The sequence below is a fragment of the Trichocoleus desertorum AS-A10 genome, assembly GCF_039962155.1.
Classification (GTDB): Bacteria; Cyanobacteriota; Cyanobacteriia; order FACHB-46; family FACHB-46; genus Trichocoleus.
Map to the genome: position 1 here is coordinate 169,938 of NZ_JAMPKN010000008.1, position 24,052 is coordinate 193,989.

Sequence of the window (24,052 nt, forward strand, 5' to 3'; positions counted from 1 at the left end):
GAAGGAGAGTTCATGAAAATAGCGGTTGCTAAAGAAAGTGAAGTCGGTGAGCGTCGGGTTGCTCTGATCCCAGATACGGTGGCTCGTTTAGTGAAGCAGGGAATAGAAGTCTTGGTAGAAGCGGGTGCTGGGGAACGAGCTTGTTTCTCGGATGCTACCTACGAAGCCGCCGGAGCCAAAATTGTGAGCGATACAGCGACTCTCTGGGGAGAAGCTGACGTGCTGCTGAAAGTGTCGCCCCTCCAAGAGCGAGGAGATGGTCAGCATGAAGCCGATTTGTTGCACGAAGGCCAAGTGGTAATTGGCTTCCTCGATCCCTTAGGCACTCCAACTTTGGCTCAGCGTTTGGCAGAGCGCAAGATTACTGCTTTCAGTATGGAGATGATTCCACGCACCACGCGAGCGCAAAGTATGGATGCTTTGTCGTCTCAAGCCAGTGTTGCAGGTTATAAAGCTGTGCTAATTGCGGCGGCAGCAATGCCTAAATACTTCCCGATGTTGACGACAGCAGCGGGCACAATTCCACCTGCCAAGGTCTTCATCATGGGGGCGGGCGTGGCAGGTCTGCAAGCGATCGCCACTGCTCGCCGCCTCGGTGCTGTAGTAGAAGCGTTTGATATTCGTCCTGCGGTCAAGGAAGAAGTGCAAAGCTTGGGCGCAAAATTTATCGAGGTGCCAATCGAAGAAGATACCGTGGCAGCGGGTGGATATGCCAAGGAAATTTCTGAGGCCGCTAAACAGCGATCGCGCGAAGTAGTAGCTGAGCATGTCAAGACCGCTGATGCTGTGATCACCACGGCTCAAGTTCCGGGCAGAAAAGCACCTCTGCTCGTCACTGAAGAAATGGTAGCTCAAATGAAACCAGGCTCGGTGATCGTCGATTTAGCGGCGGAGCAAGGCGGCAACTGTGCCTGTACTAAGCCAGGAAAGGACGTACTGGTCAATGGTGTGACTGTAATTGGCCCCATCAACCTGCCTTCCTCGGTTCCCATCCATGCTAGCCAAATGTACGCCAAGAACGTTTTGACCTTGGTGCAGTATTTAGTGAAAGACCAGGCACTGAATCTGAACTTTGCTGATGACATTATTGATGCGGCTTGCATTACCCATGCGGGAGAAATCCGCAACCAACGGATTAAAGATGCCTTGGCCGCAAACAACGAACAAGTAATGGAAAGGAGCCACTAAAGCAATGGCAGCAGGATTAATTGCCGGACTCGTCGTTTTTGTCCTTGCCTCTTTTATCGGGGTGGAAGTGATCAACAAAGTGCCACCCACGCTCCACACACCACTGATGTCTGGCTCTAATGCCATCTCAGGCATTGCTGTGATTGGTGCCTTACTAGTGGCTGGCCCCAGAGACTCCAATCTCAGCGTCATTTTGGGCTTGATTGCCATCGTTCTCGCAACCATCAACGTCGTCGGTGGCTTTCTAGTCACAGACCGGATGCTGCAAATGTTTAAGAAAAAAGAGGTGAAGGCATGAGCATCTTTGGTCCTACTGGTATTGAACTAAGCTACTTAATTGCCTCTTCTCTATTCATCATTGGTTTGAAGCGTCTAGGGTCACCCGCTACAGCTCGGCAAGGCAACACGATCGCGGCGGTTGGGATGTTAATCGCCGTCGTCGTTACCTTGCTCGATCGCAATGTGCTCAACTACGAAATGATTTTGTTGGGCATTGCTGCTGGCTCTGTGATTGGGGCGATCGCGGCCCAAAGAGTCGCCATGACCGAAATGCCCCAGATGGTGGGTCTGCTCAATGGGTTAGGTGGTGCTGCCTCAGCTCTAGTTGCTGTTGCTGAGTTTTGGCGGCTGCTTGGCTCTGCTGCCACAGTGCCTCTAGAAGCCACTATCACCACAATCCTAGGAGTGCTGATTGGGGGTGTAACCCTTACAGGTAGTTTGGTCGCATTCGCTAAACTGCAAGGCATTATGCCCGGTGCCCCTATTACCTTCGGGTTCCAACAACCCTTCAACCTATCGCTCTTACTTGTCTTCTTGGCTGGCAGTGCTTACCTAATAGTTGAGCCTCATAATGTCCCCGTCTTTTTGGGATTAGTCGGCATTTCCTTGCTTTTGGGGGTGCTATTTGTGATCCCGATTGGGGGAGCAGATACGCCAGTCGTCATTTCGCTACTGAACTCTTACTCTGGCTTGGCGGCTAGTGCAGCAGGGTTCATCCTGGGTAACAACATGCTGATCATCGCGGGTGCTTTGGTCGGTGCCTCTGGGATCATTTTGACCCAGATTATGTGTAAGGCGATGAACCGGTCGCTCACTAATGTGTTGTTCAGTGCTTTTGGCAGTGGTGCTGCTGCAACTGCAGCCGAAGGCGCTCAGGGCGACAAAGTGATTCACTCCATCGACCCAGAAGAAGGTGCAATGATGCTGGGCTATGCTCGCTCAGTGGTGATTGTACCGGGATATGGCATGGCAGTTGCTCAAGCTCAACACTCAGTCCGAGAACTGGCTGACCAATTGGAAAGACTGAATGTGACTGTGAAGTACGCCATCCATCCGGTAGCGGGTCGGATGCCTGGTCACATGAACGTGTTGCTAGCTGAAGCGAATGTGCCCTACCCCCAGCTCTGCGACATGGAAGACATTAACCCAGACCTCGATCGCACGGATGTCGCCTTGGTAATTGGAGCCAACGATGTCGTGAATCCAGCGGCACGGGATAATGCTAGCAGCCCGATCTACGGTATGCCCATCTTAGAAGTAGACAAGGCACTACACACAATTGTGATTAAGCGGGGAATGAGCACGGGCTTTGCGGGAGTCGATAACGATTTGTTCTACAAAGACAAAACGATGATGATGTTTGGCGGTGCTAAAGAAGTGGTAGACAAGTTAGTTTCGGAAGTGAAGCAACTCTAGATCAGAGACTTTAAACGTAAGAAGAGGGGTACAGCACTTGTATCCCTCTTTTTTATAGACGTTTTGGGCGATCGCTTGAGCAATGATGAAGATAGGAGTCAAAAGCCAGAACTCAGAGTTCGGAGGAACCGCAAAACCTGACTCTAACGGTTTTGATTCTTGACTTTAACCGTTAATCAAACTAATCAAACTCCAATTCCTCGAAACAGATGAGCGAGAGGTTGCTAGGTTTCTGAATTAGCTCTTTAGCAAGTAAATAACCCGCGATCGTCCAGGTTTGGTATCTTCTGGCTTCTTTACCAATCAGTCGCCCATTTTTACCGTCATAATATTCGGGCCATTCATCCTCGGCTAGGCGATCCTCGGCAATTTTGAGGGCTTGTTTGCCAATTTCTGGCCGACCTGCCTTCTGGGCTGCTGCTGCCAACATCCAAAGTAAAACGGGCCAGCTGCCGCCGTTGTGATAAGACCAGGGTCGATTTTTGGGGTCACATCCAGTGAGGATTTTCCAACCTTGATCTTCTAGGGCTGGATAACAAAGCTTCATCGGCATGTCTCCAACGAGATCTTCCCAACGAGACTCGATGAGCTGCAAAATTCCTTGAGATTGCTTCTTGCTCGACAGGCTAGAAAGTACAGCCATCAAGTTACCCACGGCAAAGAAACGGCAGTCGATTTGCGATGGCCCTAGGTTTCCTGCTAGGTAACCGCCTTCTGGAGGCAACCACTCGGTAAGTTGATAGAACGGGATGGAATCAGAGTAGATATTGAACTGGTTGAGTGCTTGCTCGCCATACTCTTCCACCTTGTAACGGTAAATGACATTCAGGCGGTGAGTATCTAACCAATAGTTTTCGCGAATGTGCTTCGTGACTGGCTCCAAACGAGAGTTAATCGCATCGATGAAATATCGATTGTGTTTGGTAGGCAGCAACAACTCTTGGGCAGAGCGCAAGGCGGCGTAAAACAGAGATTGAATTTCTAGCGGGTGACCATACAGCCCCATTCGACGGTCAATCATACAAGCGCCGTCTGGAACCAGCAGCGTGGGGTACATATCGAACCGAGCGACTAGGCAAAGCTCAACAATCAGCCGAATCCCTTGCTGGAAATCTTCTCGACTGACTAATTCTTCGTCGTGGGTGGCTTTGAAATAGGCCCGGAGCAAAATTAGCCACCATAGGCAAGAGTCAACTGGAGCAACCCTAGCGATCGCATGTTCCCCAAAATCTGCCTTGAGCCGTTCGTGCCCGTGAGACGACTCAACCTTGAAGCTAGCTGGCATCAAACCACGGCCTGGCTTGGAGCAGTCAAACTGGCGTTTCTTAGGTTGCAGCTTGAGGGTTTCTTCTAGGAAGTTGCGAACAATGTCGGTTCTGCCCCTAATCAAGAAGACGAGGGCGGAAGAAACAAAGTCACGAATAAAGCACTGGTCGTAGTTAAGGGCTGTTAATTCTGGATCGCGGGCCGCTACTGTGCCGACAGGACGGTCTTGATAATAAATAATGGATTGTTCTAGGGCTTCCCATGCCTGTTTTTCGAGTGCTGACTTGGCCACTTGGGGTGCTGCTTGTTGGTCTAAAGTTGCTTTGCTCAATGTTCCATCCCTCACCTATTGCTTTGTCTACATCTCTATAAGACTTATGAATAGCGCTACGACTCAGCTGCTGGAGCAGAGTTGCGTGTAATTCTACGAGTTATCTCGGTTGAAGTGCTGTTTCAACTTAGCGCAACTCAAAACCCTTCGCTTCTAACCTAGGAAAGCGATCGCATCAATAGGGCTATGGCATTGAGCAGAATTTTGTGAGTTGTGGCAGGAAAACGCCTTAGCTGATTCTTTAAACAATCAGTATGGGCAATGAAATTTAGTGGTGAATGGTCGGAAGATGGGAACAATGCTTGAACTAAAGTACTTTCCCAAGTGCCACTACCAAAGCACAACATTATGGCTGCACAAAAATGGCTCTACGAAGCATCAAACAAAAGTTATGCCAGAGCGGGAAATACCGTTTAGGTGTTTTTGTTTTGTTGGCAGCATTGGCAGCGATCGTCTGCTTATTACTTGCTCCTAAACCCAAGTCAGCGATCCAGGCAACTGACTACGCAATTCATTCACAGTTAAGCTTCAATCAACCCCAGTTTTATCCTCTGAGCCAAAAACTGCCAACCGATCCCTATCAACCTGTGGGAGAGTGGGTGGGTCGGCTGATCTTACCCAGTCCAGGCTTGTCTGACCCAAAGCTGCCAGATACTCAGCAGTTGCAAGTTGATCAAGCAAATAATGCCTCAGCTTCAGATTGGGTTTGGCTAGAAGTGCAACACGCACCCAGTGAGGCGCAAAGCTTAGTTGGGAGAGTTGTCCGGTTGGAATGGAGTCCCCAGCTAGAAGTCCAAGCTTATGTGCGAGCCGTCACGCAGAATGTCAGCTTTACGGCTAGGACTGAGACCAGTAAACAGCAAGGCAATATTCATCCCGATCGCCTTAATGGTCATAAAGATGTAGGGCCGTTGCAGTCTTTAGCTGGAGCTAGACCCAATGATGATGTCATCGTCACGCTCAAGGATGTCACCGTACTTCCAGCAGGTGACTATCCCAGTATTCTCCAGATTAGTCAAGAACCTGTTTTGGCCACAGGACGCTTGTACGGGTTGGTAAAAATTTTAGGCGTAGATGACCATGCAGGTAAGCAAATAGCACCCAGCCTCTGCTCAAAACCCCCTTTCTGCACTCATGAGTTTTTTCGCGTCCAACACTACAATCCAGCTTCTAAAAAATTTGATGGAGTTCTAGAAACAGTCCGCATCCCACAACAACTTGCTGGACGTAGCGGCATTGCGCCCTCAACTCCCCGCCACATCGAAACTTCCCCCGCTGGAAAAGCAGGCTGGTACATTTATGGGGCTAAAAGTGCTGAGGGAGTTTTTGTGGTGCAAGCGATTCAGCCGCGATCGCTGTTACAGTTGCAGTCCGATCGAGTCGTCTTAGGTCATCCAGCAGGACTCACTTACATCAACCAGCAAAACTGGCAGAAGGTGGAAACGCAGAAAGGCACTGTTCGGAAAGTTTTAGTTAAACCTGGCTCAACCGTCACGAAGGCTAAAGCAAGACCTTTCAAGTGGAAGCTAGGCGATCGCGCGATCGTTTTACATACCTTCGGCGGTATTGGTGGCAGAAAAGCAGAAGCAGCCTTGGGTTATACCGTCACGGGCCACTTTTCCTATGGGCTAGCTGAAGTAGTTCGTGAGCCGCTGACCCAAGAGTTACAGTTTGATGTCCAGTATCAGCAGGTTTACGCCCACAATCCCAATGCCATTATTTCGGGCACCACAACCTGGCCTAATTACATGGGGAACTTACAGTGGGGCTGGTTGGGAACTCGGCCTGTTTCAGATGTCCTGGTGAAATTTGACCCAGTGCTACGCGACTATGACTTCGGTGGCATCACGCTCTCGCCCCTAAGAGAATTTCAGCAACAGTTACAGGTAATGATGGCGCGGTATCGAGTGGGAGATGGTACAGGGAGCGCTACCGTAACGCCTGCAACCTCTTGTGTGCAAGACTCTAACCAAGCTCTCTATGCCACAATTCTGCATATCAAGCAGCAAGTCAGTTCCACACCAGCCATCCAAAGTTGGCTAGCTGCCCATCCTAAGGATGAGCAAACCCTACGGTTTCAGCAGCTCGTATCCTTAGCCAAGGATCTCGAACAGCGGCTGATTCCGCTAGGGATTTTGCGATCGGACTGGCAGCAAAACGCAACTGTTTTAGCGGGCACCAATTCTCAACCAGACTTTACGAGTAGCCGTGACCCGTTAGCAGGGTTGACCAGTTGGCGAACTATGATTCCCCGACAAGCCCAAGATGAATTGGCTAACCTATTTTTACAACATGGAGCACAGCTCTGGTTTCTTCGTACGAATCAAGTCGGCGGCTGGAACCCAGATATCGTCCCCGTTGCACCAACTGCGTTATTGGGTCAGTTGACCGTTCCAGTCGCGAAAGCTCCGATCGCTTCTATTTTGCTCAACCGGGTTTTGAGCGCTCTGAATCCTTCTGATCTACGAGGCTGGATCATCACAGTGGGGCTGCTATTCCTGTATGGAGCGATCGCTTTACCCCTAGGCTTTGCCTCTGGTTTTCTACAAGTCAACCTTTGGTCTGCCAATTGGCTCAGCTATGGTTTGCTGGCATTAAGAGCATTACTCACGCCAGCGCTATTAGAGGAATTAGGCTTCCGAGTGTTACTACTGCCGCATCCCACGGTGGGAGTGGCCTGGTATATCTGGAGCGGATGGGCAGTGCTGAGTCTACTGCTGTTCATCCTCTATCACCCGCTAAACGGCAAGACTCTGTATAAGGCTGGTGCAATTACTTTTCTAAACCCCATTTTTCTAATTTTGACAGGGTTGTTAGGAGTGACTTGTACAGCGGTCTATGCGGTAACAGGCTCTTTATGGGCGATCGCTTTTGTTCATTGGGTCGTTGTGGTGGTCTGGCTAATCGGTTTAGGCGGATATGCAAAACTCAATCTAGCTCCATCACCCAACTCAAAGCTTTCCAGTTCTGAGCTAGAGAAGCGATCGCATCCATAATTGATGGCATTCAGTAGTGGGCTGGCTAAGGCTCGTTTAGTCCGTGGTGAGATGCCTGGCGGTAAGCGCTGGAACGCATTGATCAACGCAAAGCTAGAGTAGTGAAGTCATAAATGACAATAGCGTTATAGGTATGGCAAAGATCGCGCTGCTGATTGGGATCACCGACTATCAAGAGGAGCTAGAAGCACCTGACAATCAAGCAAATATGCAAGAGATGCAGCGTGTTTTACAAAAGCCTGAAGTCGGTGATTTTGATGTCGTGGAGTTGCTACTGAACCCTGACGCGACACAAATGCAACTAGCGATCGCAAAACTGTTTCAAGACCGCAGCCAAAATGACTTAATCTTGCTCTACTTTTCTGGGCATGCAGTCAAGGATGACAACGGCACGCTTTACCTTGCGACCTTCTATACCCAGAGACCTCAAAAAAGACGAATTTTCACGACTAGCACAGAGGTTCCTGCGAGCTTTATCCAAAACTGCATGAATAGTAGCCCCTCTAAACAGCAAGTACTAATTTTAGATTGTTGCTTTAGTAGTGCTTTTTGCAACGATAAGAAAGTGAAGCAGGCAGATGAAGTGGTTTATATCAAAGCACAGCTAGGGGGCGAAGGTCGCGGGGTGCTAACTTCCTCCGCTGCAATCCAATTTTCTTACGAAAAAGAAGAATTGGGTATCTATACTCGCTATTTGATAGAAGGATTAGAGACTGGAGCCGCCGATCGCAACGGTGACGGCAAAATTTTTGTAGATGAATTGCATGAATATGCCACAAAAAGGGTACAGGCATCAGCACCCGCTATCCAGCCAGAAATCTATACAATCGAGGGCGACAAAATTCTTCTAACTCAGGCACCGAAAGGAGATGCAGAGCTGATCTACCGAAAAAACTTACAGGCCTCTATTGAGTCGAAAAAAGGTAAATTATTACGACACGAGAAATTTTGGTTGAACTATCTCGGCAACAGGGTTGGTCTGTCTTCTGACAAACAGATTTGCCAGGAAGTTTGGCAACCCTATGAAGGATTCTGGGCCAAGATGCAAGTAGTTGAGCAAGCCCTGCTAGAGATACTGGAATACGACCCGCAGATAAGTACCGCCAGTTTGAATGATCTGCATTATCTCCAACGGGTATTGAAGCTACGAGATGAGGATGTGCAACTAATACTTGAGGCTTATGGTGTTGGTTGCAGCGCGCCCCCACCAGCAACTCCTACTACTACCCAATCTTCTACCTTGTCGAAGGCCGTTGCAACACCTTCGCCTCAAAATCTAGAAGACGACCTCAGCTCTGAAATAGGAGTTGATTACACAAGATTGCGAGATCTGTTACAAGCAGGAGACTGGAACGGAGCAGACTTCGCAACTTACCTAATCATGACTAGAGCAATGAGTGAAGAAGTTTTCGATTTGGATCTAGCAGCTACCCATCTCCTGATCGGTGCACTGAGGGAAGATGCTTTGCCTTTGGATTTACGTGACTTATGGTACTTGGAACCGTTAAGCTTTCCTTGCACTGACCTCAAGACGATTGATCGCCTCTGGACAAAGTACAGCAACGGTAGATTTGGCTTTAGTGTGCAAAAGAAAATCTATCTAGAATGTGGTGGCAAACCGTATTGCAGCCTCTATTCAGACGATAAAGCCTGGTGGCATCAGTTTTGCGATCGCGTCGGCTGGCGTAAAAATAATGAGTGGGTCGAATACTACGATTTTTATTACAGCAGTACAGAAGCACCAATTGGTCACCTCCCGATTTTGTTTAAAAATAGGCGAGATGACTGTGGTACCTTTGAGCGTAGACGTTTGAATCTGTGTTTCTATGCTCTTGCATTGAGACTTTTACAGTGCAAGATATAAAGCTTTTGGAAGTTTCTAGCGCTTTGCGTCTAAAACTGTTCCTACGGCAGCATCGGTATTTCAAAGTCGGATACCTGGCACTGTTCAAATTGGGCACGTGCGACTTAATGGTGAAAGTAATTAGCTACAGCAGTTCTTTCCCTAAAAGCAAAACCCCTACATTTCAAAAAATTGTAAGGGTTTTGCTTTTAATTTTTAATGCGGATGAAAGGACTTGAACCTTCACTCCGTGAGGAACTAGAACCTAAATCTAGCGCGTCTGCCAATTCCGCCACATCCGCCTGTTATCTGGCTTAACTATGATAGCAGAGCTAAGCGAAAATCAACTACTGATAGCGAATAATTGTTGAAATTGAACGTTAGAACTAGGGGCGATCGCCTCAACTTCAGCACTCTAGGGCGGGGGATCGGCTTTCCACCTGGAGAAGGAGCCAAGAGGAACCAAATTTTCATAACTTAAAATAGAGAGGACAATCTCTAAAGTAGATACGGAATATTGATCTACTCCCGTGTAATTTTTGTTTAGGGACGTAGGAACACATTAAGTCATGAAGCAGTGGCAACGGGGGCTCCGTTATCTTTACCTGAGGTTCGTCCGGTTGCAAGCGACACCTGAGCAGATCTCGCGGGGATTCGCCTTGGGGATTTTTTGGGGGATGTTTCCGCTACCCGGATTGCAAATGGCGATCGCAGTTGTGAGCGCAGCCGTTGTTCGTGGCAGTAAATTGGCAGCGGCGGCAGGAACTTGGTTTAGCAATCCTTTGACAACTCTACCGTTAACTGCATTTAACTTTCATGTTGGACAGTCAGTGCTAGGGCGAGAGTGGGAAGATTTGCCAACAGAAAATTTGCGATCGCTCGATAGCTTTCTTGCCTTAGGCACGGACTTTATTACTGGCTACTTGATGGGCTGTTTGATTGTCGGGCTGGCCTTTGCAGTAGTTAGCTATTTCGTGGGTATTCCAGTCGTTGATGCAATTCAGCGGCGCAATGCGGCTCGCCGATTAAAGCGACGGAAGGCGCGTTTCTATAAGCCTTTGAGGTATCGCGATCGCTCCCAGTGGCACTAACAGTTAGTCACCAAAACGTAGGTTGATGCGATCGCGAGATTAAGTCAGCCGTAGCAACAACTGAACAGCGATCGCAGCAGCCTGGAACTTGATGAGTTGGGTTGCAGTCAAAGTTAACAAAGCAGCCAACGCAACCCAGATATTATGCGGTGACGTTGACGGCTACAACTCCTGCTCGCTCAGGTTACTAGACAACATTTGCCATTCAAACTTAATTTTGTGGTGTGAAGGTTTAGCTCCTTGCTAAATCACAGGACTTGTTTGAGTTTTTCAACAGTTCATGAAGCAATTAATGTATTTCTGCAACCTTATACAAACTGACAGGTTGCCTTTAAAGGTTAAAGCAAAGAGCAAGGCAAAATAGAGGGCAGTGTTGACGCTGAACCCGATTCATTACAAGCAAATGTTGTAGGCATGGCGAGAAAAGCCTTTTGTGACGAATTAAACCCAGATTGACAAACGAAGTGACTGTTATGCGTGTCCCAACTCTTGCACTTTGTACCCTAGCTGCTGTGGCAGGCTGGGATTTAACTCACCAAGCGAGTGCTGGTCAGGCACCGAAAGCCGTCGTCCCACAGCCTACAGCGAATAATTTTGTCGTCCCTGCCGAAACCACTGCACCCACGCCAGTAGAAGCGATCGCTCCGCCAGAAACCTTAGTGGCTCAGCAGTTTTCAGAGAGCACAACCCAGCCGAGTGACAGCGCCCAGTACTACCAGCAATATCAACCTGCTGTCGTAGTTCCAACGGCACCCGTTGAATCTCAGACTCGGCCTGCTAGTTTCCCTGCGCCAACTACAACTGCGCCAACTCCTACAACCACGGCTCGCCCCAACGCGATCGCCCCATCTCCGCAAGTCGCTGCCACACCCAGCCGAACGACTACGCCACCCAAAACCAATAACGCCAATGGGAATTTGGTGGTGACTGCGACCGATGTAAAAATCGTAGGGGTCAACGAAGAACTGCAACAAGTAGTACGCAACGTGATCCGCACCCGCCCAGGCGGCACCACGAGCCAAAGTCAGTTGCAAGACGATGTCAGCCGCATTTTGAATAGTGGGTTATTTGCCAATGCCAATGTTAGTAGCCGCAGCAATGCCACAGGCTTAGATGTCACCTATCAAGTGACGCCAGTGGTGGTGCGATCGCTGCAATTGACTGGGGCGAAGGTACTCACTCCTGCGATCGCTCAAGAATTGTTTGCGACTCAGCTCGGCAATCAAATTAGCCCTGCCGCGCTCGATCAAGGGGGGCGCAACATTAACGATTGGTACAAGCAAAATGGCTACTCCTTAGCGCGGGTGGTTGCCATTGAACCCAGCCAAAACGGCGTTGTTACCGTAGAAGTGGCTGAAGGAACGGTTGGTAAAATCAACTTCCTCTTCGTCAATGACAAAGGAGAAACTGTCGATGAGGAAGGCAAAACGATTCAGGGTAGAACTCAAGAGTCGTTCCTGAGACGAGAAATTCAGTTGCAGCCAGGGCAAACTTTCCGAGAAGACGTCGTTCGCCAAGATTTACAACGACTCTATCAATTGGGCTTGTTTGACAACGCCGAGATCACATTAAACGGTGATTCGCGGCAGGTGGATGTCACCTACAACCTGACCGAGCGTCCGCCGAGAGCAGTGAATGTGGGAGCTGGCTACAGCGAAGATAGCGGCATTTATGGCACCGTCAACTACCAAGACCAAAATATTGGGGGTGTGGGCCAGAGCGTCGGCGGCAATGTGCTGGTAGGTCGTCGGGATGTGCAGTTTGATGTCAACTTCAAGAGCCCTTACCGAGTCAGTCAACCCGACAAGATTGGCTATCAAGTCGATGCCTTCCGCAAACGGGGTCTCTCCTCCACCTTCAACGAGGACATCGGCCTACCCAACGGCGACAAAGTTCGTGAAGGCAAATTTGGGGGCGGTGTCACGCTCCAAAGACCGCTAGGCGATTGGCAAGGTTCGGTGGGACTAAACTACACCCGCACCAGCATTCGCGATAGCGATGGCAAGATTTCTCCAGTGGATGAGTTGGGTAATCCTCTATCCTTTAGTGGCACGGGCATTGATGACCTGACGACAGTTTCATTTGGGGCCACCCGCGATCGCCGGAATAACCCAGTCAACCCCACCGATGGTTCGGTACTGACACTCAGCACCGCTCAATCAATTCCTGTGGGACAGGGCAATATTCTCTCGAATCGCCTGCAAGCGAACTACACGCAATATGTCCCCACCCGCATCATTAACTCCAGCAAGAAAGAGCCAGAAGTATTTGCCTTCAACTTGCAAGGGGGAACCACAATTGGTGATTTGCCTCCCTATAGCGCTTTTAATTTAGGTGGTCCGAATACAGTGCGAGGTTACGGCCAAGGGGAAGTTGCCACAGGACGCAGCTATGTCTTGGCCTCAGCGGAATACCGCATTCCAATTCTGACCTCACCTGTGAGTGGAGTCGTGTTTGCTGACTTCGCCTCCGATTTAGGCTCTGGCAACACGGTTCCTGGCGATCCAGGGGCAGTGCGGGAGAAACCAGGTACTGGATTTGGCTATGGAGTAGGAGTGCGAGTCAAATCACCGCTTGGCATTATCCGGGCTGATTACGGCATCAACGACCAAGGTGATGATCGCCTACAGTTCGGTCTGGGTCAGCGTTTCTAAGCTAGAGTGAACGAGAAGGCGCGATTGGCGGTTAGCTGCTGGACATGGACACACTTCTCGGAAAAACCTTACAGGGTGGCAAATATACCCTAGAACAAGAACTAGGGCGGGGTGGCTTTGGCATTACGTTCAAGGCCATCCATCGCTATTTGGGGCAACCTGTGGTGATCAAAACCCTGAATGAATCGATGCGCCAGCAACCAAACTATGCCGAGTTTGAGCTTAAGTTTCAAGATGAAGCGCGGCGATTGGCGTTATGTGTGCATCCCAATATTGTGCGGCTGAGCGACTTTTTCATTGAAGATGACCGCTCTTACATGGTGATGGACTATATCCCAGGCCCCACTCTAGAAGCGGTAGTTTTTCCAGATCATCCGTTGCCAGAAGCGATCGCTGTGCACTACATGCGGCAGATTAGCGAAGCGCTGAAAGTGGTGCATCGCAATGGCATGCTACACCGAGACATTAAGCCGCAAAACATTATTTTGCGCCAAAACACTCAAGAAGTGGTGCTGATTGATTTTGGCATTGCGCGGGAGTTTACCCCTGGGGTTACCCAGACCCACACCAGTATGATTTCGTCGGGTTATGCGCCGATTGAGCAATATGTTTCCAACGAAAAGCGCACCCCAGCTACGGATGTTTATGGTTTAGCAGCAACTCTGTATGCTTTGCTGACAGCGCAAATTCCAGTCGCTTCCATTTTGCGCGATCGCCAACAAATGCCTGCGCCGCGAGATGTACGGCCCGAACTCAGCCCAGCAGTAAACCAGGCCGTAATGCGTGGGATGGCAGTGGAAGTGCGCTATCGCCCAGCCACGGTCGATGAGTGGTTAGCAATGCTTCCAGAAGCGGCACCTGCAACTCCCGTCGCTCCTGTAGGGGCAACCCAAACGGTAGCTACGGTGGCAGTCGCTCCCCGAAATCGCGAGGCATCACCTCAAGCAACGCCAGCGGGCAATGCTACGAATGCCGTAATTCCTGCTACGCGCACTGGCATGCCGTTACCTCTGCTCTTGGGAGGCGTAGCGATCGCAACTGTAGCTGCCGTAGCTCTAGGAACTGTGGCACTCAAGTTTCGCCAACCCGCGACAGAAACCACGGTGACTTCGAGTGTATCCCCTAGTCCAGCGATTACATCCACGCCTGCTCCTGCACCTCCTTCACCCAGCATCACGCCTGCTGAGCCTCCACCGCCAGAACCTTCACCCACCGTTACTCCTACTCCAGTCATAGAGCCTTCTCCGCCGATCAGTTTTGAGGAACCATTGGACCAACCCGATGAGAAACCAACAAAAAACGAGGCGGGCGATCGCAGCTCGACGATTCCAACCAACCAACCCGTGCGCGGAATTCCCACGGGCGCGTCAAAAAGTGAAGTGGAACAATTATTAGGAGCACCCGCTAGCCTAAAAGCAGGCTATTGGCCCAACACCCGCTCGGCTTTATATGACTTGGGCAATGGCGTGAACCTGGGCTACATCTACGATCGCGACTCCAATCAAGTGCGGCAAACGGAAGCGTCTTTTCCGCCATCGGCTGACCCATTGGTGATGCGAACGGCACTGAATGGCATGCTAAGTGGCAGGTCTAGCGAGGAGATTGAAGCAGCCTTACGCCAAGTGCGCGATCGCCAAACTAACCAATATTCGTTTGAGCGCAATGGCGTGAAGGGTGTCATCCAGCGAGATGATCGCGATCGGATTTACATCGGGGTGTGGGATGCAGATTTGCATTAGGTAGCGCCCTGCTTTCTGATGTTGATGCCGATTGTTGTAGAGTATTGCGTTTTCCTAAGCGATCGATCTCACTTCATTGCTAGCGTTTCCACACTAAATCTACATGGTTTTTGCATATCAATAAGTCAGCGAACGTTGTTCCGATGTAGTGATTTGTTATGCTACTTCTGCAATAGAAACTCAAGATTGATTTGCCTGAAGTAAACCAATAGCCCGTCCATAGTTATAGAGCTTTGTCAAAACATAATTAGATATTTCGGCACGACTTGTGGTTTTACGCCACATCATCTCTAGCCGAATCGGACCAGTTTCGGTTTGACATACTAGGTCACTCTTAAAGTTCAGACCATGACCAGTAAAATCAACCTCTGTTTCAAAGGAATGGATCAAGCCATTCTTCTGGAGAGCTTCTCCCACAGCTTTATTTAACAAACCATCTTGTTCTCTTGCAATAGAAGCCAATTTATCAAAAGCAGCTACAGTATTTGAGCCGATTGGTTTACCACGACGGCCTATTCCTCTCCCTTGGGCTTTAAGTGCCTTTGCTACCTCACTATCATTCAAACGCTGTAGCACTTTAGGATCAGCGGATAAAGCCATACTGTTTTCTTTCATCTTTAAACGTAGTTCTGTATCTGCATACTGTTTGGCAATTGCTAAAGCGCTTAAAACAGGTAGGTGAAGTATTTTAGCGTCTAAAATCGTTGCCAAAACACCAATTTTGTCCGGAAATGTCTTTATTTCTTCAACAATATTTGCTTCTGTTGAACTCATTAAGCAACTAATATCAGCCGAGAACAGTGAACCTCTAGTCAGAGCCGCAGTATCTTTTTCTGGATCATTACCTGCAATAACAACAGTCCATACTCTGCACTGCTCTTTATCCAGCAAGGATTTTGTTATCGATTGACTCTGACGAATTTCTTGCCGTAAAAGAGCCAAATAGGTTCCAATGGTATTCACCCGTTTTACTAATTCTGATGCCTGCTCTTCTGCAATTCCAAGATCTATTAATGAAGCTCCTTCATTGAGAGCTTCAAGTGTCTTATTTGCGATTTGAAGATAAAGATTTTTTGGTGGTCCACTGAATCGGTAACTTCCTTCTCCAACACCTAGTAAAGATTCTGCCCCAATGCGTCCTGCCAAGGTAATTAATCTGCTTTGTAAATCATCAGTATTGCAAGTCCAAACAATTAAAGTCTTCTCGCCAGATGCAGATCGGATAAATGTGTTTATGGCATGAAGTTCTTTTTCAAGAATTTCTTCGGAGAAGTCTGTTAGAGCTTCCCTTCCTTCAACAACTAAAACTCGCAGGCTCTCATTGGCTCTACCAAACTCTTTAAGAGAATCGGCAACAGTCTTCTCTTGAAGAATTGAATATGTTTTTACATCCTCCTTAAATAAATAAAGAGTATGTAAAAATGTAGATTTTCCAGAGCCGGATTCACCACGGAATACTAGAAATGCTCCTCTGCCAGCAGAATCCATATCGCTATAAAGATCATCGATATAACTCAATGAATCTGGCACCGCGACCACAATGCTTCTAAGATCATGCTTTTTAGCACGTCTTTCTAAAACGTCAAATCGATCGGGTAAAAATAGGGAGAGTTGAACCGCATTTGTCATATTTCTTGGTAATTTCAAAGCTAGCTTTAGTCCTTTAAGTACTGATTTTAATGCCGCCCTTACTTTTTTGGTTTTGAAATCAGAGACTGGCAATAGCAACTAACAATTCTTGAAAGACGATCGCTAAATCTTTGAGTTGATAATGGGCATTCAAACCGCTGGGATTGGGTAATACCCAAACGATCGCGTTGTGTATAGTTTCTTCCTGTCGCCCTACTACAGCCTTGGGTTTGCTGAAAGCAGTTCGATAAGCACCAATTCCCAAAATTGCTAAGCAACGGGGGCGATATTGTTCTATCTTGGCTGCTAGATTTTGACCGCCAATCAATAGTTCTTGCTTGGATAACTCATCGGCTGTAGCAGTAGCGCGATCGACGACATTGGTAATGCCATAACCGAGTTTGAGCAGGTCACGGTCTTCAGCAGGGTTGAACAGGCGATCGGTGAAACCCGCTTGATGTAAAGTCGGCCAAAAGCGATTGCCAGGACGCGCAAAGTGATGACCCACTACAGCGCTGTAGAGGCTGGGATTGATGCCACAAAACAGCACCTTGAGATCAGGGGCGATGACATCAACCATCGTTTCGCCGCTCGCCGCTCGGATTTCTTCCTTAGTTGGTTTACGCAGAGATGCCATTTATTTCCAATACCCTAACAACTGTAGGGGCGAAGCATTTGTAGCAATAGTGGGAAGGAGCAAGGACTCGGGTGCAAATGCTTCGCCCCTACTTGATGCCCCAACGCCGTCGCCAACTGGAAGTAGATTCTCGTTGAGATTGTTGTTGCTCATCTTTTTGGCGCTGCAAAATCGTTTCTGCGCGATCGCTCAAATCGGAGTCACGGAAAGGAATAGCAGCTCTCGTTTGTAGATGTTCTTGCTCCATCTGCGAGAGGGGATACAGCGTTTCAGGATTAAAACTGCCCACGGTGCCTTGGGACCATTCATGCAACTCGTAAACTTCGCCTTCACTAAGAGGAATGGTGCCAATACATAAACCTGCTGCTTGCATGGCCGATCGGACTGAGGCCGACCGCGAGTAGGTAGCCAACTTTCCAGTTGGAGCCAAACAATTCACGACCTGCGTAAAGAACTCCACCGTCCATAACTGCGGGCAGCGACGGGGGGAAAAAGGGTCGAAGAAAATGGCATCTGCTTGGAACTCGAAGTTAGCCAAAGATTGGATGGTTTGGCGAGCATCTCCGATCAAAAGTTTGGCTTGTAAGCGATCGCTTTTATATTCACGTTCCTGTGCTAACGCAATCAAAATCGTTTGGACAGCGGGTGACCAAGACTCGATCAAAGGAGGCGCGATCGCGGCTTGGGGAACAGTAGCATCGAGTTCCAATCCGTAGACTTCTACTTGGCAATTTGGATTGGCTGTCCAGATGGTTTCTAGAGCGGCAGCGGTGTTGTAGCCCAGACCATAACAGACATCAAGGAGACGCACTTGCCCTTGCTGCGCTTTTTCGACTAAATCGGTAGCTTTGGCGAATTTGAGGAATGCTTCTGCTTTCGCACCCTGGCTGCTGTGAAACGTCTCGTTAAATTCCTCAGAAAAGAAGGTGAATGAGCCATCATCAGTGAGTTGAGGCATCCAGGTAACAGCGTCAGGCATGAGTTCGGCAGCAACAAGCGAAGCAACTCTTCAATTGTGCCTTGCGCGATCGCCACCCATCCCTACCCGTCTATTGAAGTTCTTAAAGCTGCGCTTCCTCAGGCGGGGAGTTTGCGATAATTGAGCTTGTTGAAAGCTGTGTTTTGACATCACTCTATGACTGCGACTGCCGCCAAGACTGCTCCCCGCTTAGCTTCTCGCCTGGTGAATGGAGTACTTTCGATCAAACCGCTCGCCAAGCTAGCCAAGAACCGAGCGCGCAACATGATGATCAAACGGGCTGAAACCATTGGGGTTTATTGGCCGAAGGAAGTGAAAGCACTCAAAGCCCGGGGTAGCACTGCCGAATTTTCACCGGAGTGGGAAGCAGAGCTGGCGCAAGTTCAGAACCCTAACCTGGCTTATCCTGACTATTATTTGACTTCGTTCCATGCCTACGAAGAAGGCAATATGGGTTGGGAGCCTGCGACGGAAGTTGAGGTGGCAGCCCACGCGGTTCATGCGCGGATTTGGCCCGAAGCAGGAGCGCAGGGAGATGCCATGCTGCGCCAGAGTTACCATAACGCCGTGAAGTCGCAGATTCTAGCAGAACCGAAGGATATTTTGGACTTGGGATGCAGTGTCGGCATGAGCACGTTTGCGCTGCAAGAAACCTATCCTAATGCCAAGGTAACGGGTCTAGAACTGTCTCCCTACTTCTTGACGGTGGCTCGCTACAAAGCCCAGAAACGCCAACTCCAGATCAGCTGGGTTCACGCTAAAGCCGAAGAGACAGGCTTACCCACTGCCTCATTCGATTTGGTTTCGGCTTGCCTGGTATTCCACGAACTACCCCAAAGTGCTGCGATCGCCATCTTCCAAGAAGTGAGACGGATACTTCGTCCCGGTGGTCATTTCACCATCATGGACATGAACCCCAAGTCCGAAATTTATGCCAAGATGCCACCCTATATCTTGACGCTACTCAAGAGCACCGAGCCTTATCTCGATCAATACTTCGCTTTAGATATTGAAAAGGCAATGGTCGAAGCAGGCTTCCATCCGCCCAGTATCACCGCCAACAGTCCCCGCCACCGCACGATCGTCGCCCAAGCCAAATAACCCCAATGGGCTGTAGGGGCGAAGCATTCTAGCAACTTATGAACGGTTTTACTTAAGGCTATTGAGAATGCTTCGCCCTTACAAAATGTATGGACGTTTATACACTAATTTTTTGGGCGATCGCACCTCCGCTCTTAGCCCTGGTTTACTACTGTCGCCAAGTACGCCCAGTTCCCGCCCTACCTCAACTGTTGCTTGGGTTCCTACTCGGAGGGCTAGTTGGCCTTATGGCTCTGGGCCTGGAGTGGGGTTTTGAATTTTTGGCTCAAAGCATTTTGCCTTGGCAGCAAATCACGCGATCGCTCCTCGGTGCGGGTTTACGACAACTGCTGGAAATTGGCCCGATTGAAGAAGGCAGCAAACTCGCAGGTGTGCTCTTACTTTTGGTTGGCCTGCGCAAGTGGCAACCGCGATCGCCCTCAAGCAGCACCATCCTGCTATACACCATTGCTGTCGCTTTAGGATTCACTGCCGAAGAAAACCTGTTTTATCTCTTCAATGGGGTCGCGTCTATTTTCGATCGCACGATCGGTGTTGCTGTCCACGCCTGGTTTTCTGCACCTTGGGGTTATATATTAGGTTTAACGCTCAATCGCAGACACACTTTAGGTCTCTTTTTTAAGCGAGATTGGGGAGAGCTGCTAATCGCTTGGTTAAACGCAGTCGCTTGTCATGCCCTCGTCAATACCCTCTCTATTGCATGGCGCTACAATCCACCGATTCAGTTATTGAGCTACGGTCTCTTTCCGTTCTTCCTTTGGATGGCGTGGCGACTGAATAATTTGCTGAGGCGATCGCAAAACCAACCTCTACCGACGCTAATCTCTGGAACTACGCAACCAGAACGTTACTGGCAGAGTGGTCTAGTTCTATTTGCGCTGCTGCTAGGAGGCAACGCGATTTTTGGCTGGTTTCTATTGGGTAGAAGCTTGAGCAGCGTCAGTTGGGCACAACTAATCGCCACACCAGATTTACTCCAGTTTGCCCTCAGCCGTTTTGCGCTCAACTTAATTCCAGCAGCGATCGCCTGGTTTATTTACCGCTATCTCAGGCATAGAGGCGATCGCCCTCAACCTTGATTCTCACTCTCTCCCCTCCTTGGTAAGGAAGGGGCTAGGTCGTCTTAAGCTAGGGCTGCTTCGCGTTGCTGACCCGCTGCCTGATTGAAATCAGCTTCAGTGCAAAAGACTTCGCAGGAGTTGTTGGGACTTTCGATCAACTTGATTTTGTGCAACTGTGCGCCAATCTCGCGGATGGGTTGTTGGAGCAAGTCGCGAATGTGCACCGCAATATTTTCAGCCGTAGGCACGACCTCAGCAAAGTAGGGAATGTCTTTGTTCAGAAACGTGTGGTCGAAGGGTTCTACCACATAGTCATCCACTGCTTTTTGGAAAGCTACTAAATCAGCGATCATGCCTGTGCGGGGGTCCATCTCACCTTTGATCGTGACTTCTAAGTGATAGTTATGGCCGTGACCATTAACGCGAGCACATTTGCCGTAAATCTCAGAGTTCTGCTCTAAGGTGAGGTGAGGCAAAGCCAGGCGGTGAGCGGCGCTGAAGTGAGTGCTGATGGTGAGGTAAGCTTCCATTCCGTTTCCTTTGTAGTCGGCCCAGAGTTCAGGATGTTCAAACAGTTGAATATTGGTGATCGGCAGGTGAGGCGCAAGACGTTGCCAAATCACCCGCGCAATATTTTCAGTGGTAGGTAGCGTTTGCTGAAATTCTGGCAAAGCATCGTTGAGGTACGAGAAGTTGAGATGATTGGTGACTTCCCGCTTGATCACATGCTTCACATCCGACAAATTCAGCACCATGCCATATTCGTCGAGTTCACCCGCCATTGAGACGTAAAAGACATAATTATGTCCATGTCCGGGGGCACGGGCGCAGAGACCAAACTGCTCTGTGTTTTCCGCTTCGCTCAGTTCTGGCAGCCAGTAACGATGGCTTGCTGAAAACTCAGCTCGGCGATTGATAATGCATTTCATGGGCACAGGGGAGGGAGATGGTGTGTTAAGTTCCGTAAACCAGCCTCCTTTCAGAATAAACTAATTTTCTTAAGGATTTTGGGTATTTACTGCTTCTAGAACAGCCTTACTGCTCTAACATTCCCTTTGAAAGAGATAAAAACGATCGCCACAATCTCCTGTCCAATCAGTCAATTTTCTGAGAGATTAAAGGGGCGATCGCATATACTTCCCCACAACTAAACTAGTGTGAACTGGTTCAACCGAATCCAGATACTTAAGACGCGCGATCGCAGTGAGCTATGGTCAACAATCGGTTCCTTGTTGGGTCTGTTGCATTTGGTGTCAGCTTTGGCCTCAGCTTCTTGACCAACCGAGACATGGGAAAAGCCTTTTCCAGCGGGTTGATCACACTGCCTTCTGCCTTGTTGGCGATGGTCGTAGTAGAAAATCGTCGCAGTTCTCAGGCGAAAAGTACGCTAGCGTTTCTCAACACTCAGATTCGGGCGTTGCAGCGGCAGGGTGAAGATTTACAAGACCTACTATTAGATTTAACTGACGAACGGCAGGAAGTCGCAGCCCACCTCAGTTCGCTGCAAGCTCAAGCACAACAAGCCAAACTGCAACTTGCGGATTATTGGAACCACAAAGAGGAATTGGTTTGGAAGTTAAATGCCCTAAATGCTCAAGAACAACATCAACTAGAGCAAATCAACCAACGTCAATCTCAAGTCAAAGCCCTAGAACGGCAAGAATTGGAGCTAAAGCGATCGCTCTCCAGCATTGACACGATCAAGGAACAAACAGAAGCAAACTTGGCGACTTGGCGAGCAGAACTCGTCCAGCTGGAAACGCGACTGATGGAGCAACGCCAACAAGAAGCTTCGCTCGACCAAGCTCTGCTACTGCTACGACAACAAAAACAGCAACTTGAGCCAGAAGTCTACGGGCTGCAAACGCAAATTCAACAGTTAGAGCAGCGCAAATTAGAGGTCAGCCAATCACTTTCGGTTTTGCAAGCAGAAAAACAGCAGGAAGATGCGAGTTCTCATCCGCTCCAAGCTGCCATGCAACAGTTACAAACTCAGGTAATCTCGCTGCACAAAGAACTGGAACAACTAGAAACCCAAATCTTAGAGCGACGCAATCGCAAAGAAAGCTTAGAAGAGGAACTTGCCACACTCAACCTATTGAAGCTGCAAGCGGAAGCCTATGAAGTGCAACCAGTTCAAGCAGTTCAACCTCAGACTTCCAGCCGCAAGCGCAAAAGTGCTAGCAAAAAAGGAGCGATCCTACCTTTTAGACCTCCCCGTGAGGAAACCTTACCCTCGGAGTGGACAGAATTTCTGCTGCAACTGCCGATGGCTGAGTTTCAGGTACTAAAGGCGATCGCGGAACAGGAAAACGCCAGCGCCGCCATCAAGCAAATTGCGGAAGCCAACATCATGATGCCAGAGCTGCTAATTGACTCGATCAACGAGCGGGCTTTGGATACCATTGGAGATGTGGTAATAGAGCCGAGTTCCAATCCTCCGGCGATCGCCTCTGAATATTTACCAGCAGTTAAGCAACTGATCAAAACCTACGAAGACCTTCTAGCCGAATAGCAGAGCTTGTTTCAAGACTTGCTTAAAGTTTCATGACCATCCTTTAACCGTAACCACAAGAAAGCATTAAGCTACCTTAAGCAGACTTTACGCTTGTGATTCATTAGCTGCCATAACATGACCGCCTCTGTCCGTCCTCACCAAAAAGCTAAAGCCCTCAAACCTTCTAGCCGTCGTCCTGCCAAGGAACTCTGTAGTGAGTGCGGCCTGTGTGATACCTACTACGTTCATTACGTTAAAGAAGCTTGTGCCTTTATCAATCAGCAGATTGCTGAGCTAGAGGCTGAAATCCACGGACGCAGCCGTGACTTAGAGAACCAAGACGAGTGGTACTTCGGCGTCAACCAAGACATGATGGCTGCCCGCAAAACTGAGCCGATCGAGGGTGCCCAATGGACAGGCATTGTCAGCACGATCGCGATCGAGATGCTGAATCGTGGCCTTGTGGAAGGCGTGGTCTGTGTGCAAAACACCGAGGAAGACCGCTTTCAACCCAAGCCTGTGATCGCTCGTACCCCCGAAGAAATTCTGGCAGCAAGGGTCAACAAACCTACTCTTTCACCGAATCTGTCGGTGCTGGAGCAGATCGAGCAGTCGGGGATGAAGCGGCTGCTGGTGATTGGTGTGGGTTGCCAAATTCAAGCGCTGCGAGCAGTCGAAAAGCAACTCGGACTCGAAAAGCTCTATGTCCTGGGAACACCTTGCGTGGACAACGTCACCCGCGCAGGTTTACAAAAGTTTTTAGAAACCACCAGCCGCTCGCCGGAAACGGTCGTGCATTACGAGTTCATGCAAGACTTCCGAGTCCACTTCAAGCATGAAGATGGCTCAATTGAAAAAGTCCCCTTCTTCGGCCTCAAAACCAATCAACTCAAAGATGTGTTCGCGCCTTCCTGCATGAGCTGCTTCGACTACGTCAACTCCCTAGCCGATTTAGTCGTGGGCTACATGGGCGCTCCTTTCGGCTGGCAGTGGATTGTGGTGCGGAACGATCGCGGTCAGGAAATGCTGGATTTGGTTGACAACCAACTGGAAACGCAGCCTGTGATGTCGCAAGGCGATCGCCGTAACGCAGTACAGCAAAGCATTCCTGCCTATGATAAAGGCGTTACGTTACCCATGTGGGCAGCTCAGCTCATGGGTGTGGTGATCGAAAAAATTGGGCCAAAGGGCTTGGAATATGCTCGTTTCTCCATCGACTCACACTTCACTCGCAATTACCTCTACCTCAAACGCCAACATCCTGAAAAATTGGAAGCTCACGTACCGGAGTACGCTAAGCGGATAGTGGAGCAGTACAAGTTGCCAGAATGAGTGGTATTTAAAG

Annotated in this window: 17 protein-coding genes and 1 tRNA gene; 12 read left to right on the forward strand and 6 right to left on the reverse strand. The window is 49.2% G+C overall.

Going from position 1 to position 24,052, the window contains the following annotated elements:
• The first annotated feature begins 12 nt into the window (after positions 1-12).
• From NDA01_RS13610 to NDA01_RS13620, 3 genes are read left to right on the forward strand one after another with little or no spacing between them, the layout of a single operon-like run.
• The gene (locus NDA01_RS13610) at positions 13-1,188 is read left to right on the forward strand and encodes a Re/Si-specific NAD(P)(+) transhydrogenase subunit alpha (protein WP_190560027.1); all 1,176 of its coding nucleotides are present in this window, start codon (positions 13-15) and stop codon (positions 1,186-1,188) included.
• Positions 1,189-1,192: 4 nt separating this feature from the next.
• Positions 1,193-1,486, forward strand: coding sequence for an NAD(P) transhydrogenase subunit alpha part 2 (locus NDA01_RS13615; RefSeq protein ID WP_190433308.1), 294 nt, complete (start codon positions 1,193-1,195; stop codon positions 1,484-1,486).
• Positions 1,483-2,883 (forward strand): NAD(P)(+) transhydrogenase (Re/Si-specific) subunit beta, encoded by a 1,401-nt coding sequence (locus NDA01_RS13620; RefSeq protein ID WP_348228349.1) that lies wholly within the window; start codon positions 1,483-1,485, stop codon positions 2,881-2,883. The genes NDA01_RS13615 and NDA01_RS13620 overlap by 4 nt, the downstream gene beginning before the upstream one ends.
• Before the next feature lie 181 nt (positions 2,884-3,064).
• Here the strand turns inward: NDA01_RS13620 and NDA01_RS13625 are convergent, their stop codons facing one another.
• Positions 3,065-4,480, reverse strand: coding sequence for a glycoside hydrolase 100 family protein (locus NDA01_RS13625; RefSeq protein WP_348228350.1), 1,416 nt, complete (start codon positions 4,478-4,480; stop codon positions 3,065-3,067).
• 362 nt (positions 4,481-4,842) lie between these two features.
• On the opposite strand from NDA01_RS13625, the gene NDA01_RS13630 reads away from it, so the two are divergent.
• Positions 4,843-7,476: a CPBP family glutamic-type intramembrane protease gene (locus NDA01_RS13630; protein WP_348228351.1), complete on the forward strand. Its 2,634-nt coding sequence runs from the start codon at positions 4,843-4,845 to the stop codon at positions 7,474-7,476.
• 133 nt (positions 7,477-7,609) lie between these two features.
• Positions 7,610-9,340, forward strand: a complete 1,731-nt coding sequence (locus tag NDA01_RS13635; RefSeq protein WP_348228352.1) for a GUN4 domain-containing protein — start codon at positions 7,610-7,612, stop codon at positions 9,338-9,340.
• 199 nt (positions 9,341-9,539) lie between these two features.
• Here NDA01_RS13635 and NDA01_RS13640 read toward each other — a convergent pair.
• A tRNA-Leu gene (locus NDA01_RS13640) sits at positions 9,540-9,621 on the reverse strand.
• 267 nt (positions 9,622-9,888) lie between these two features.
• Here NDA01_RS13640 and NDA01_RS13645 point away from each other — a divergent pair.
• The 3 genes from NDA01_RS13645 (at position 9,889) to NDA01_RS13655 (ending at position 14,803) form a co-directional block, all read left to right on the forward strand.
• The gene (locus NDA01_RS13645; RefSeq protein WP_190560035.1) at positions 9,889-10,410 is read left to right on the forward strand and encodes a DUF2062 domain-containing protein; all 522 of its coding nucleotides are present in this window, start codon (positions 9,889-9,891) and stop codon (positions 10,408-10,410) included.
• Between the two features lie 473 nt (positions 10,411-10,883).
• Positions 10,884-13,064, forward strand: coding sequence for a BamA/TamA family outer membrane protein (locus NDA01_RS13650; RefSeq protein ID WP_348228353.1), 2,181 nt, complete (start codon positions 10,884-10,886; stop codon positions 13,062-13,064).
• A gap of 44 nt (positions 13,065-13,108) precedes the next feature.
• Complete coding sequence (locus tag NDA01_RS13655) at positions 13,109-14,803, forward strand: serine/threonine protein kinase (RefSeq protein WP_348228354.1); 1,695 nt, start codon at positions 13,109-13,111, stop codon at positions 14,801-14,803.
• 180 nt (positions 14,804-14,983) lie between these two features.
• Here the strand turns inward: NDA01_RS13655 and NDA01_RS13660 are convergent, their stop codons facing one another.
• From NDA01_RS13660 to NDA01_RS13670, 3 genes are all read right to left on the reverse strand, one after another.
• A complete protein-coding gene (locus NDA01_RS13660; RefSeq protein ID WP_348228355.1) occupies positions 14,984-16,531 on the reverse strand; it encodes a hypothetical protein in 1,548 nt (515 codons plus the stop codon).
• Positions 16,512-17,069 (reverse strand): G/U mismatch-specific DNA glycosylase, encoded by a 558-nt coding sequence (mug, locus tag NDA01_RS13665; protein WP_348228356.1) that lies wholly within the window; start codon positions 17,067-17,069, stop codon positions 16,512-16,514. The genes NDA01_RS13660 and mug overlap by 20 nt, the downstream gene beginning before the upstream one ends.
• A gap of 88 nt (positions 17,070-17,157) precedes the next feature.
• Entirely contained in the window at positions 17,158-18,048 is an 891-nt protein-coding gene (locus tag NDA01_RS13670; protein WP_348228357.1) for a tRNA (5-methylaminomethyl-2-thiouridine)(34)-methyltransferase MnmD, read from the reverse strand.
• A gap of 156 nt (positions 18,049-18,204) precedes the next feature.
• Here NDA01_RS13670 and NDA01_RS13675 point away from each other — a divergent pair, with 156 nt between their 5' ends.
• Positions 18,205-19,149: a class I SAM-dependent methyltransferase gene (locus NDA01_RS13675; RefSeq protein ID WP_348228358.1), complete on the forward strand. Its 945-nt coding sequence runs from the start codon at positions 18,205-18,207 to the stop codon at positions 19,147-19,149.
• Between the two features lie 89 nt (positions 19,150-19,238).
• The gene (locus NDA01_RS13680; RefSeq protein ID WP_348228359.1) at positions 19,239-20,228 is read left to right on the forward strand and encodes a PrsW family glutamic-type intramembrane protease; all 990 of its coding nucleotides are present in this window, start codon (positions 19,239-19,241) and stop codon (positions 20,226-20,228) included.
• Between the two features lie 44 nt (positions 20,229-20,272).
• Here the strand turns inward: NDA01_RS13680 and NDA01_RS13685 are convergent, their stop codons facing one another.
• Positions 20,273-21,139, reverse strand: a complete 867-nt coding sequence (locus NDA01_RS13685; RefSeq protein ID WP_348228360.1) for a 6-carboxytetrahydropterin synthase — start codon at positions 21,137-21,139, stop codon at positions 20,273-20,275.
• 281 nt (positions 21,140-21,420) lie between these two features.
• Between NDA01_RS13685 and NDA01_RS13690 the strand changes: the two genes are divergently transcribed.
• Positions 21,421-22,725 carry a tellurite resistance TerB C-terminal domain-containing protein gene (locus tag NDA01_RS13690; protein WP_348228361.1) on the forward strand — a complete coding sequence of 435 codons (1,305 nt, stop codon included), beginning with the start codon at positions 21,421-21,423 and terminating at the stop codon, positions 22,723-22,725.
• Between the two features lie 117 nt (positions 22,726-22,842).
• Positions 22,843-24,039: a Coenzyme F420 hydrogenase/dehydrogenase, beta subunit C-terminal domain gene (locus NDA01_RS13695; protein WP_348228362.1), complete on the forward strand. Its 1,197-nt coding sequence runs from the start codon at positions 22,843-22,845 to the stop codon at positions 24,037-24,039.
• Positions 24,040-24,052 lie beyond the last annotated feature (13 nt).